The 12,921-nt window shown below is 35.4% G+C and carries 13 protein-coding genes; 11 read left to right on the top strand and 2 right to left on the bottom strand.

Annotated features, from left to right (window positions below):
* Positions 1-31: 31 nt before the first annotated feature.
* Positions 32-1,165, top strand: coding sequence for an ABC transporter permease (locus CQA38_RS06185; protein ID WP_249355230.1), 1,134 nt, complete (start codon positions 32-34; stop codon positions 1,163-1,165).
* A 59-nt stretch (positions 1,166-1,224) separates the two neighbouring features.
* On the opposite strand, the gene CQA38_RS06190 is transcribed toward CQA38_RS06185, so the two are convergent.
* Positions 1,225-2,286 carry a methyltransferase domain-containing protein gene (locus CQA38_RS06190; protein WP_249355216.1) on the bottom strand — a complete coding sequence of 354 codons (1,062 nt, stop codon included), beginning with the start codon at positions 2,284-2,286 and terminating at the stop codon, positions 1,225-1,227.
* Between the two features lie 194 nt (positions 2,287-2,480).
* Positions 2,481-3,911 carry a type I glutamate--ammonia ligase gene (gene glnA, locus CQA38_RS06195; RefSeq protein WP_137633133.1) on the bottom strand — a complete coding sequence of 477 codons (1,431 nt, stop codon included), beginning with the start codon at positions 3,909-3,911 and terminating at the stop codon, positions 2,481-2,483.
* Between the two features lie 272 nt (positions 3,912-4,183).
* Between glnA and CQA38_RS06200 the strand changes: the two genes are divergently transcribed.
* Genes CQA38_RS06200 through ffh form a run of 10 tightly spaced genes read left to right on the top strand, consistent with a single transcriptional unit; the run spans position 4,184 to position 12,895 of the window.
* The gene (locus tag CQA38_RS06200) at positions 4,184-4,903 is read left to right on the top strand and encodes a chemotaxis protein (RefSeq protein ID WP_137633134.1); all 720 of its coding nucleotides are present in this window, start codon (positions 4,184-4,186) and stop codon (positions 4,901-4,903) included.
* Positions 4,890-6,149, top strand: a complete 1,260-nt coding sequence (locus CQA38_RS06205) for a peptidase U32 family protein (protein WP_137633135.1) — start codon at positions 4,890-4,892, stop codon at positions 6,147-6,149. Before CQA38_RS06200 ends, CQA38_RS06205 begins: the two co-directional genes overlap by 14 nt.
* Positions 6,146-6,640 (top strand): 5-(carboxyamino)imidazole ribonucleotide mutase, encoded by a 495-nt coding sequence (purE, locus tag CQA38_RS06210; protein ID WP_137633136.1) that lies wholly within the window; start codon positions 6,146-6,148, stop codon positions 6,638-6,640. Before CQA38_RS06205 ends, purE begins: the two co-directional genes overlap by 4 nt.
* Positions 6,641-6,655: 15 nt before the next feature.
* Positions 6,656-7,252 (top strand): DUF3972 domain-containing protein, encoded by a 597-nt coding sequence (locus CQA38_RS06215; protein ID WP_137633137.1) that lies wholly within the window; start codon positions 6,656-6,658, stop codon positions 7,250-7,252.
* Entirely contained in the window at positions 7,249-8,112 is an 864-nt protein-coding gene (gene glyQ / locus CQA38_RS06220) for a glycine--tRNA ligase subunit alpha (RefSeq protein ID WP_137633138.1), read from the top strand. Before CQA38_RS06215 ends, glyQ begins: the two co-directional genes overlap by 4 nt.
* A complete protein-coding gene (locus CQA38_RS06225; RefSeq protein WP_137633139.1) occupies positions 8,099-8,824 on the top strand; it encodes a Nif3-like dinuclear metal center hexameric protein in 726 nt (241 codons plus the stop codon). Before glyQ ends, CQA38_RS06225 begins: the two co-directional genes overlap by 14 nt.
* 10 nt (positions 8,825-8,834) lie before the next feature.
* On the top strand, positions 8,835-9,590 hold the full coding sequence (locus CQA38_RS06230; RefSeq protein WP_137633140.1) for a zinc ribbon domain-containing protein: 756 nt from the start codon (positions 8,835-8,837) through the stop codon (positions 9,588-9,590).
* Positions 9,587-10,765, top strand: a complete 1,179-nt coding sequence (gene waaA / locus CQA38_RS06235) for a lipid IV(A) 3-deoxy-D-manno-octulosonic acid transferase (protein WP_137633141.1) — start codon at positions 9,587-9,589, stop codon at positions 10,763-10,765. Before CQA38_RS06230 ends, waaA begins: the two co-directional genes overlap by 4 nt.
* Entirely contained in the window at positions 10,746-11,498 is a 753-nt protein-coding gene (locus CQA38_RS06240) for an RluA family pseudouridine synthase (protein ID WP_137633142.1), read from the top strand. The genes waaA and CQA38_RS06240 overlap by 20 nt, the downstream gene beginning before the upstream one ends.
* Before the next feature lie 59 nt (positions 11,499-11,557).
* Positions 11,558-12,895: a signal recognition particle protein gene (ffh, locus tag CQA38_RS06245; RefSeq protein ID WP_137633143.1), complete on the top strand. Its 1,338-nt coding sequence runs from the start codon at positions 11,558-11,560 to the stop codon at positions 12,893-12,895.
* Positions 12,896-12,921: the final 26 nt, after the last annotated feature.

Consider the following 12,921-nt stretch of genomic DNA (forward strand, 5'->3'; position numbering starts at 1 on the left):
CCTGCGTTTTGATAAGGATCAGCCCTTTATCATGCTGTGTATGCTTTTAGCCTTTTTGGGTGTGTGTGTGGGAATTTGTGTTTTACTTGTGGCTATGGCTATCATGAATGGTTTTGATAAAGACTTTAAAGAACGTTTTTTTGTGATGAATTATCCCCTCACCATACTGCCTCGTTTTTACACTCAAGTTGATGACACCTTGATCCTCAAGCTTCAAAATGAATTTGAAGAGCTTAGTTTTAGTCCTTATTTAAGCACGCAAGTTATCGCAAGGGGTGATAATCGCTTTGAAGGTGGTATCATTTTTGGTGTAAATTCTCAAGATGAAAAAAAGATCAACAAGGTTGTGGCTGAGGCTTTAAAAGATGAGGAGTTGAAAGGCTTTGATCTACTTGCTGGCTCGGCTTTAATCGATGAATTTCGCCTTAAAAGAAATGATAAACTTCCTCTCATCTTTTCAAATCTCAATCCAAGTGGCTTAGCTTTAATCCCGCAAACCAAACGTTTTGATGTTAAGTATAGCTTTAGCTCTGGACTTTTGCTTTATGATAAAGCCTATATGTTTGCGGATATTGAGGCTGTGCGTAAGCTTTTAAATGTACCTAATGGAGTGTATGAGGGCGTGCATGTGTATTCAAATGACGCTTTTAGGGACTTAGAGCGTTTAAAAAGCTTTTTAGGAGATGAATTTGCAGTCTTTGGCTGGTGGGAGCAAAATGCGAATTTATTTTCTGCTTTGGAGCTTGAAAAAAGGGCTTTATTTATAGTTTTAATGCTGATTATCCTTGTTGCAAGCTTAAATATCATCTCATCTTTGCTTATGATAGTGATGAATCGCCGCAGTGAAATCGCTCTTTTACTCGCACTTGGCACAAGCAAACAAGAGATCAAAAAAGCCTTTTTTGCACTTGGCTCTTTAATAGGCGGTGGGGGCATTTGTGCTGGAGTAGTGCTTGCTTTTATAGCCATGTGGGTGCTTGGAAATTTTGATATTATCTCTTTGCCAGCTGATGTGTATGGTTCGAGTAAATTGCCACTTGATTTAAGCATGTTTGATTTTATTCTTACACTTATAGGAGCTGGTTTAATCGTGGCTTTAAGCTCGTATTATCCAGCCAAAAAAGCCACTGAAGTTGATGTGCTTGATACCTTAAGAAATGAATAAAATAAAAGCTAAGCTCTACAATTTTCTCAAGTTTTGCTTTTCACTTGAGAAAATTTGATTTAATTTATCCTTGTTTTGATAATTTTACCTTTAAAGCCTAACTTGACTATATATTTGCATATTTCTTCTTCATAAAGTGGCGCAGCAATGATAAGGGCTTTGACATCTTGCAAATGCTCTAAAGTTGGTTCTTTGATGGCTATATTTGAGTGCTGTAAAAACCTGCCTTGTTTTCGACTGTCTAAATCAAAACAAAGTTGAATATTAGCTAAATTTTGCTTACTAAGAAAGCAAAGAAGCGAATTTGCATGTGCTCCAGCTCCGTATATAGCTATGTTTGAATATGCTTTAAGCTCATCATTAAGTCTAGCAATGGCTTCATCAAAGTCTTTTTTAAAATCATAAAAGCAAGGAGTAAGATGAGTTTGTTTTGTGGCTTTTTTCTTTTTAAAAAATAAGCCCATATGTTGATTTTCATATAAAAACAGCTCATCTATAAGCTCACAACCAAGCTTTGAAAGATGATTTATAAGTACACTTTTTTGATAATATCCACAATGATCATTAAAAATTTCATAAAAACGTTTATTGTCTATAAATTCATCAATATTAGGCACCTCAACATAGATAAGCCCATTTTCTTCAAGTAAATCAACCACTTCTTTTAAAAATAAAGCTGGCGTATAAATATGTTCAAGTAAATGCCTAAAAATCACACAATCAACCTTATGCTCGAGTATAGGTTTGATTTTTTGGGTTTCAAAAAAGCCTTGTATGTGTTTTGCGTTACCAAGTTTTGATACTTCTAATGAGACAACAGAAGGATCGATAGTATAGATAAAGCGAGCATCAAGGGCTAAATTTGCAGCCAAATCCCCACTCCCAGGTGCAACTTCTAAAAATACAGCTTCCTTGCCTGTAAGACTTAAAATCCGTTCTTTAATCGCAAGTATGGTTTTGTTCATTGAAGCTGAGACGATTTTTCTTGAGAGATAGTTTGCTGAGGAGTAGGATTTTTGAATTTGAGCTAAATCAAAGCTTTGATTATAAACAAAAGCACAATTCATACACTGAACAAGATGAATTCGCGCCTTTTCAATGCCCCCCCCCCATAGCTTCACGACTTAGCTCACCAGAGCTAACAACAACTTCATCAAGGCTAAATAAAGCTTTTGCTTCAGCCTTTTGTTCGCATAAATGACAGTTCATATTTGTTCCTTTTAGTATAAAGTAAATAACTCTAAGTATAGCAAAATTTTGCTTAAAACTTTCAAACCCAAAATTTAGGCTTGAAAGTCTTTGAGAAGCTGAAAAACTAGCAAGAATAGCAGGTTTTAAACTCGTATGCTGTTGGGCGAGCTTCCACAGGCCACACTTGGGTTTGAAATTTAAGGTGCTGATAATCATCGATAAAAGTATCACTCATCACAGGCTTTAAGTAAGCATTGTGACGGATTAGAGCTTCTAGGCTTCCTCTTAGGGTGTGTGGGAGCTGTTCTATACCTTTTTCTCTAATCTCATCAAGAGTCAGTTCAAAAAGATTTTCATCCATAGGTCCAACTGGAATAGTTTTATTTTTAATGCCATCAAGTCCAGCCATAAGCAAGCTTACAAAGGCTAAATACGGACAAGAGGTGCTATCTGGAAAACGCATTTCAATACGCGCTGAGTTTTTGCCTATACCATAAGGCACGCGACAACTTGCCGAGCGGTTTTGACAAGAATAAGTTAAAATCGAAGGTGCTTCAAAGCCAGGAATTAAACGTTTATAAGAGTTTGAACTTGGATTCGTAAAAGCTGCTACGCTTCTTGCGTGAGCTAAAACTCCACCTATATAATGAATTGCCGTTTGACTAAGCCCGCCATAGCCTGCCTTATCATAAAACAAATTCACTCCATTTTTCCAAAGGCTCATATGCACATGCATACCATTTCCATTGTCTCCATAAAGTGGTTTTGGCATAAAAGTTGCAGTTTTGCCGTTAAGATGAGCAACCATTCTTACGACATATTTGTAAATTTGCACATTATCAGCAGCTTCAACAAGGGTGCCAAAATTTATGCCTATTTCACCTTGTCCTTGAGCAACCTCGTGGTGATGAACAAAGGTTGTAAGTCCTACTTTTTCAAGAGTTTGCACCATCTCAGCTCTTAAATCCACCATGCTATCAATCGGCTGAACCGGAAAATATCCTCCCTTAGTGCGTGGGCGATGTCCTGTGTTATAGCCATCTACATAGTCTTTATCATCATTCCATTCGCCTTCTTCAGTGTCTATCTCATACTTTGCACAATGGATATTATCTACTATCCTCACGCTATCAAAGACAAAAAATTCATTTTCTGGTCCAAAATACGCTGTATCAGCAACACCGCTTTCCTCAAGATATGCCATAGCTTTTTTAGCTATACTTCTTGGGCATTTTTCATACATTTGTCCCTTATAAATATCATATACATCACAAAATACAATGATAGTAATATCAGCTGTAAAGGGGTCTAAAAAAGCACTTTGTGCGTCTGGTTTTAAGATCATATCTGATTTTTCAATGGGCTGCCAACCTTCTATAGAGCTACCATCAAAAGGAATTCCTTCTTCAAAATGATCTTTTTTAATCGCATGGATATTGTAAGTGATGTGGTGCCAAGTGCCTATCATATCAGTGAATCTAAAATCCACAAAGGCAACTTCATTTTTTTTGCAAAAATCAAAAAAATCATCGACACTTTTTACAAATTTTCCCATTTTTTCTCCTTCAAAATTTAAATCAAAGAAATTGTATCATAAAATTATTTAATTAAGCTTAAATTAATAAAAAAAATATATTCAAAATAATAAATAATTATTTTATCGCTATAAAAACCAAAAAACAAAGATAATTGCTTTATAAATTAAATAATAAAAAGCTTTTTGTGAAGTTTTGCATATTTTTATTTGATATTTTAAAAATTTTGAATATAATTACATTGCTAAAAAATATAAAAAATTGCATTTAATGCAGTTTTTAAGGAAAAGAAATGACTCAAGAAGAACTTGATGTTTTGATGGGCAACGAGGAAAAGGTAAATATTGATGAACTCAACTCCCAAAAGGAACAAGCCCAAGACGATTCAGATCATAAAACAGCGTATGGTGATATAGTAGATGGTATAAAATCACAAGATTATAAATCCTCATCACACATCGCTTGGCCCCCTCCACCGCCAAATCAAGAACACAAGGTTGTTCATCAGCTTGATGATGTAACTAGAGATAGTGAAGAAAAGGCTATTGAGCAGCTTGATAGGCTTGAAATCATGAGTAATCATTTCTCAAATTCAGAAAAATCACTCAAACAACTTGACGCAATCTTTAAGAAAAATATAGAAATTTTTTCCATTCTAAGTGAAAAATTTCCAAATGTTCAAACCTTTCAGCAAGCTTTACAAAGCAATCAAAGCAGTCAAAGTATCAGTTCTCAAATCACCGAATGGCTTGAGGCTGGACAAGATGAAGCGATGATGGCGATGGATGCGATGCAGTATCAAGACATACATCGACAAAAAATCGAAAGAGTGATTAATGTTATGCGCGCCTTAAATCGTTATATGAGTTCTTTATTTGAAGGTAAGATTGATGATAGTAAACGCGTAGGCTCAGCAGTGCATATTAATGGCGACTCGACTGAAAATGTGGTAAGCAATGATGATATAGAAGCCTTAATCACAAGCCTAGGGCAAAAAAGTGATCAAGCCTGAGATCGTTGCTCCAGCAGGAAATTTTTCTAAGCTTAAAATAGCCTTAGCTTATGGAGCTGACGCTGTTTATGCTGGGGTAAATCATTTTTCTTTACGCTCTCGTGCGGCAAAAGAATTTGACTATGAAAGCTTTGAAGAGGCGATACGTTACACCCATGATTTGGGTAAAAAAATTTTTGTTACTATAAATGGTTTTCATTTAAGTGCTCAAATAGAAGGCTTAAAAAGGCATATACTTAGGCTTAAAGAAATGAAGCCAGATGCTTTTATCGTTGCTTCTATCGGGGCTATGCGTTTGGTTAAAGAGCTTGCTCCTGAGATTAATTTACATGTTTCAACTCAAGCTAATATCTTAAACTATCTTGATGCTAAGGCTTATGAGGATTTGGGCGCAAAAAGGATAGTCATCGCAAGAGAACTTGGACTTAAAGATGCAAAGATCATTAAAGAGCATTGTCCTAAACTTGAGCTTGAAGCCTTTGTGCATGGTTCTATGTGCTTTGCGTATTCTGGACGCTGTTTGATTAGCTCAGTGCAAAGTGGGCGTATGAGCAATAGAGGCTCTTGTGCTAATGATTGCCGTTTTTCTTATGAGCTTTATGCTAAAAATCCAGAAAATGGGGTTTTGTTTCGCCTTGAAGAAGATGAAAATGGCACGCATATTTTTAATTCAAAGGATTTAAATTTAAGCTCGCACATAGAAAAGATTATGAAAGAAGAATGCGTAAATGCTTTTAAGATAGAGGGTAGAACAAAAAGTGAGTATTATGTGGCTTTAACGACAAGGACTTATAAAATGGCGATTGAAGATGTGTTAAAAGGTGAGTTTCAAGCCCAAAAATATGAAACTGAAATTCACACCTTAAAAAATAGAGGTTTTACAGACGGCTACTTAATCTCAAGAGCCTATGAAAAAGCTGATACACAAAATCATCATTCAAGTTTAGAGCTTGGCTCTCATCAAGTAGAAGCCTTTAGTGAAGATGGAGAGTTTTTTAAGTGCAAGGGTAAGATCAAGCCTTGTCAAAGCTATGAAATTTTAGCCCCACTTGAAAGCAAGATAGAGCCTGTAGATAATGAATTTGGTGTGATTTTTAAGGAAAATGATCGATATTTTGTTGAGTTTAAAAAACTTATAGCAAAAAACAATAAAGAATTTAAAGAAATCCACAGCGGTAATGAAAATGAGATTAAAATGCCAAGCAAGCTGCCTGAATTTAGCTTTTTAAGAAAGGAAATAATATGAACTTTGTAAGCATAGTTATGGGAAGTAAGAGTGATTATGAGGTGATGAAAGAGGCTGCAAATACACTTGAAAAATTTGGCATAAAATACGAACTCATCATCACTTCAGCACATAGAAGCCCAAAAAGAACAAGTGAGTATATCAAGGAAGCTGAACAAAAAGGTGCAAAGGTTTTTATCGCTGCAGCTGGCATGGCGGCTCATTTAGCCGGAGCGCTTGCAGCACATACAACTAAACCTGTTTTAGGTGTGCCAATGCCTGGCTCAAATTTAGCCTCTATGGATAGTGTGTTTTCTACTTTGCAAATGCCAAGTGGTATACCTGTAGCAACCCTAGCTGTTGGAAAGGCTGGAGCTATCAATGCTGCGATTTTAGCAGCTCAAATTTTAGCCTTAAATGATGAAAGGCTTGCAAAAGCTTTGCTTGAAGATAGAAAAGCCCAAGAAGAAAAGCTCATTAGCGATAGCCTTAGTGTTGAAGTAAGAATTTAAAAAAAAGGAAAAATGATGCAAGCATATCTAGAACTTGATGAGTTTTGCAAACTCGTGCATTTAAATGAAGATGTGGTAAAATCCATGATGGCAAATAATACTTTGAATTTCAAAGAAGAAGATGGCAAAATTTATATAGAAGCCCATCAAGGCACTTTTTCTGTTGTTCCAAGCTCTAAGGACAAAACAAGCGTGGTAAGTTCTATGAGCTTAGCTGGAGAAAGCTTTGTTGAAAAGACTATAGGCACGATTTTAAATTTGCATGAAAAGGTTTTAGACGCTAAAGATGAGACTTTAGATGCATTAAAAGGGGAAAATAAATTCTTAAAAGACGCGCTTTATTCTATGCAAGAGTTGTATGATGAAGACAGAAAGGTTATAGATAGCTTAAACTCGCAACTTAAGCATACTATGGAAGAACTTGAGTTTATGAAAAGAAAATATAAGCTGATGTGGAATAAAGCTGTGGATAATTTCACTGGTACAGCGGCTTTAAAAGCTGTTGAAAATGCGACTTTAAATGCAGGTGCTTCAAATCCTACAAACTCTAATCAAAGCACTACTTCTGAAAATAAAACAAATATTCAACCTGAACCAAAGGGCGAAGTATGACTTTTTCTCAAATCATTTTAACTCTGCAAGATTTTTGGCAAAAACAAGGCTGTGTTATCGTTCAGCCTTATGATTTTCCAGCTGGAGCAGGCACTTTTCATCCAGCTACTTTTTTAAGAAGTTTAAGTTCTAAGCCTTGGGCGGCTGCTTATGTCGCTCCTTCAAGAAGACCCGCAGATGGGCGTTATGGGGATAATCCAAATCGCTTGGGGGCGTATTATCAATTTCAAGTCTTAATCAAACCAAGCCCTGATAATATCCAAGAACTTTATCTTAAAAGCCTTGAAAGCTTAGGTTTTGATCTAAAAAATCATGATATTCGTTTTGTTGAGGATAATTGGGAAAGTCCAAGTCTTGGAGCTTGGGGTTTGGGTTGGGAAGTGTGGCTTGATGGTATGGAAGTTACGCAATTTACTTATTTTCAGCAAGTTGGAGGCTTTGCAGTAAAGCAAGTTAGTGCTGAGATCACTTATGGGCTTGAGCGTTTGGCTATGTATTTGCAAGATAAAAACAATGTGTTTGATATAGTATGGAATGAATTTAATGGTAAAATCATTACTTATGGCGATGTGCATAAACAAAATGAATTTGAGTTTAGCAAATACAGCTTTGAATTAAGCTCGGTTGAAAGGCTAAATATCCAGTTTCAAAACGCTTATGAGGAGTGTAAAAGTGTGCTTGAGGCAGGTTTTGCTCTACCAGCGTATGATTATTGTTTGCTTGCAGCTCATACTTTTAATTTGCTTGATGCAAGAGGAGCTATTTCTGTGGCTCAAAGACAAGATTATATGCTTAAAATTAGAGAACTTTCAAAGCAATGTGCTTTGGTATATCAAGAAAGCTTAAATGAAGCTGAGTGAAATTTATGCTTTTTTAGATAAGCTTAGCCCCTTTGATACCCAAGAAGCTTGGGATAATAGCGGACTTTTGCTTGGCAACGCTGATAATGAGATCAATACGGTTTATCTTAGCCTTGATATAGATGAAAATTTACTTGAAAAAGCCCAGCCAAACTCGCTTTTTATCACCCATCATCCTTTGATCTTTAAGGGCTTAAAAGAACTTGGCTCAAACGCCTATCCAAGAGCTTTTATAAAAGAAATGATACGTAAAAATATAGCCTTGATTTCTATGCATACAAATTATGATAAAAGCCATTTAAATGCGTATTTTGTAGAAGAAATTCTAGGTTTTAAGCTTAGTTTTAAAGAAGGCTTTTTAGCTTATGTAGATTGTGAGTTAAGCTTTGATGAGCTTATTGCTCATCTTAAACTAAGGCTTGATTTAAAGCAAATTCATACTAGCTTTGCGGGCAAAAAAGAGCTTAAAAGACTTGCAATTTGCACGGGTAGTGGAGGGGATTTAATCCCTTTTGTGAAAGCAGATTGTTTTTTAAGTGGAGATTTTAAGTATCATCAAGCTTGTCAAGCTTTGGCAAATAAGCTTTCTTTGATAGATATCAAACATTATGAAAGCGAAATTTGTTTTGCAAATTCTTTGGCAAAACACTTGCAAAGTTTGCCTATAAACGCTATAATATCAGTTTGCAAAAATCCATTTCAATATTTTTAAGGAAAATTCGATGAATAAATACCTAGAGCAACTTGTAGCCTTATCGCAAGTGGATAAAGAACTTGACGAGTTTGAACCTAAGATCACGCAAGCAAACAAAATCTTAAAAGACACTCATCTTAAAATAGCCAAATTTGATGAAGATTGCTTAAAGCTTGATGAAGAGATTAAAACTATAAAACTCGAACAAAATCAAAATAATCTCCATATAACAGAGTTTTCAGAACGTCTTAAAGATATCAGCAAAAAATCAGCCAGTATTAAAACTGAAAAAGAACTCAACGCTTTAAAAATCGAAGAAGATATAGTCAAAGAGCAACTTGATGCTGCAAATGATGATATAATCAAACTTGATAAAATTTTAGAGTCTAAAGAAAGCCTTAAACAAGAGCTTCAAGAACAAATTAAAAAAGAACAAGCCTTACTTGTGGATATCAATGCTGAAGTAGCAAGCAAAATGAAAGAGCTTGAAAAAGAGCGAAACCTCATTTATGAAAAGAAAAGCAAGCTCACAAGCACAATGAATCAAAAAATTCTCAGCTTTTATGAAAAAATTCGCAAATGGGCAAAAAACTCAGCCGTTGTGCCGGTAAAAAAGCAAGCTTGTTATGGTTGCTTTATGAAAATTTATGATAAGACTTACTTAGCCGTGCAAAAAGGCGAAGAAATCGTTACCTGCCCGCATTGTGGTCGTATTTTATACAAAGATGAAAGCCCAGAAAAAAGCGAAAAAAATCAAAAAGAAGTAGCTGAAAGCTTGAGTTGATCTTATTTTATTATGCTTTACTTTGCTTGATTTATGCCCTTTGTGCCTTACCTTTGTTGGTATTGAGTTTTTGTAAAGAAAAATACAAGCAAAGCTTTAAGGCGCGATTTTTTTTATACAAAAATCTTCATCAAGATGAAGCTAGCGTGCATTTTCATGCTTGTTCTTTTGGAGAAGTTAAAAGCATTAAAGAGCTTGCCATAAATTTTGATTCTCGTATCACAACCATCACTCAAACAGGTTTTGAAGAAGCACAAAGCTTTTGCAAAAAGCTTAATTATCTTGCCTTTGAAATTTTTATCCCTTTTTGGCTTAAACCTTGTAAGGTTTTAGTGATTTTTGAGGCTGAACTTTGGCTTATGCTTGTGTGTATTGCAAAACTAAAAGGAGCAAAAATCATACTTATAAACGCAAGAATTTCAGAGCCTTCTTTTGCAAAATACCAAAAATTTGCCTTTTTTTATAAAAAAATCTTTTCATACATCGATGAGGTTTTTGCTCAAAGTAAGGCTGACAAAGCAAGACTTGAAAGCTTGGGTGCAAAAAATGTACACGAGTTTTTCAATATCAAAGCCGCTTTAAAGCCACAGCTTAACAAAAACTATGAAAAACAAGATAATAAAAAGCTTATTTTATTTGCCAGCACACACGAGGGCGAAGAAGAACTTTTGCTTCAAAATCTTAAACTAGAAGAAGATGAGATACTTTGTCTCGCCCCGCGTCATCCAGAACGTTTTGATAAGGTTAAAGAGCTTTTAAAAGAGTATGCTTTAAGGCATAATTTAAACTTTGCTTGTTTAAGCGAGCTTAAAAGCTCATGCATTCAAAGTGATGTTTTGCTTATTGATACCTTAGGTGAGCTTGTTAATTTTTATGCAATCTGTGATATAAGCGTACTTTGCGGTTCCTTTCTCAAAGGTATAGGCGGACACAATCCTATAGAAATCGCTCATTTTCAAAAAATTCTCATCTCAGGCACACATATACACAATCAAATTCCCCTTTATAAGCATGTTGAAAATGTATATTTTTGTGAAGATCCTAAGGACTTAAATACGCTCATTCATTCAAAATTAAACCCAAGCAAGATCAAAGATGAACTTAGCCTTGAGCCCATCATCTCAAGCATACAAGCAAATATAAAAGAAGGTATTCATGCAAGAAAAAGCCTATAAACTCCTTGCCCTGCAAGAAAAAATTTCAAACAATCAGGCCAAAGAGCTCATAGACAGCGGACTTGTTTTTGTGGGCAATAAAAAACTCAGCATTGCAAGAGAACTTTTGCCCTTAAAAAGTAAATTTAAGATCATACAAGCTACAAAAGCAAAACTCATCTTTGAGGATGATAAAATCATCGCCTTAAATAAGCCCTTTGCCTTAGTGAGTGAGAGCTTAGAAAAAGAATATAAGGCTAAGCTTTTAAACCGCCTTGATAAAGAAACAAGTGGAGTGATTTTGTTGTGCAAAGATGAGGATTTTCGTCAAAAAGCTATACAAGAATACAAAAAACAAAGGGTAAAAAAAGAGTATATTGCTATACTTGAGGGTATTTTAGCTCAAGAATTAGAAGTTAATGAGCCTATTTTAACCCTTAAAAATAAGCAAGGTGCTTTAAGTAAGATCAGCAAAGATGGACTTAGTGCCACTAGTATTTTTACGCCTTTAATGCTAAGTGCTAAAAAAACCCTTACTAGAGTGCAAATTCTTACAGGCAGAACGCACCAGATAAGACTTCATGCTGCTTTTATCAAACACGGCGTTGTGGGTGATGAAAAATACGCACATTCAAAAGCAGCTCGTATGTATTTGCATAGCTATAAAATAGCTATTTTTGACTATGAGTTTAAGGCTGATTTAGACAAGAGCTTTGGGGCTTTTGATTTTGATTTAAAAAATTTTGCTTTTTAAAGGCATTTAAAGCATTTTTTTTATACAATAAGCATTTTAAATTGAACTGAGGTAGAATTTTGTTTGAGATAATTAGTGATTCTTTTAAAACTGCTGTGAGTAAATTGCGTTTTGTTGATGATGAAAAAGCCTTAAAAAACGCCCTTGAAAGCCTTAAAAAGAGCCTTTTAAAAGCTGATGTGCATCATAAAGTCGTCAAAGAACTTTTGCTTTTAATCGAAAATGACTTAAAAACACATGGTATAGGACAAAATCAATTTTTAAAAGCCATTAAAAGCAATCTTGAAAAAATTCTTAGCCTCACTGGTAAAAAACAAGGCTTTGTTTTTGCTTCAAATCCCCCAACCATAGTCTTAATGACAGGCTTGCAAGGTGGTGGTAAAACCACAAGCACAGCAAAACTTGCTCACTATCTTAAACTTCGCCATAAAAAAGTCCTAATCGCAGCATGTGATTTGCAACGTTTGGCTGCTGTTGAGCAGCTCAAACAGCTTTGTGAGGCAAATGATTTTGATTTATTTTATATAGAAGATGAAAGCAATGCCTTAAAAGTAGCCCAGCAAGCTTTAAAAAAGGCGCAAAGTGCAAATTATGATGTCTTGCTTGTGGATACGGCTGGACGTTTAGCTATAGATGAAGCCTTGATGAAAGAGCTAAAAGATATTAAAGCAGCTTTAAATCCTGATGAGATTTTTTATGTGGCTGATGCTATGAGTGGGCAAGATGGGGTTAAAACGGCGATGAGCTTTAATGAAGCTTTAAGCTTAAGCGGTGTGATCTTATCTAAATTTGATGCAGATACTAAGGGTGGGGTTGCTTTAGGTATAGCACATCAAAGCGGAGTGCCTTTAAGATTTGTTGGTGTTGGCGAAAAAGTAGCTGATTTAGAGCTTTTTATCCCTGATCGTATAGTTGGGCGTATCATGGGTGAGGGCGATTTAGCAAGCTTGGCTGAAAAAACAGCGGCTGTGATTGATGAAAAAGAAGCAAAAAAGCTCAATCAAAAGATCAAAAAAGGCGAGTTTAATTTTAATGATTTCTTAGAGCAGCTTCAAAGTATCAATAAACTCGGCAGTATGAAGTCTTTACTTGGTATGATACCGGGTATGAGTTCTATGGCAAATGCTGTAAAAGACCTTGATCTTGAAAACTCAAGCCAAATGCTTCATATGAAGGCCATGATTAGCTCAATGACTCCAAAAGAAAGGCAAAATCCTAGCCTGCTTAATAATGCCAGAAAACGTAGGATAGCTGCTGGAGCAGGACTTTCTCAAATGGAAGTAAATCGCTATATCAAGCAGTTTGAAAACGCTGCGAAAATGGCAAAAAAATTCTCAGGCAAAGGCGGTATGCAAAATTTAATGCAGATGATGAATCAAAGCAGAGCTAAATTTTAAGCTTTATTTATAAGCATAATGGTGCT

Source organism: Campylobacter sp. MIT 12-5580 (genome assembly GCF_005406235.1).
In the GTDB taxonomy this organism is placed as follows: Bacteria; Campylobacterota; Campylobacteria; order Campylobacterales; family Campylobacteraceae; genus Campylobacter_D.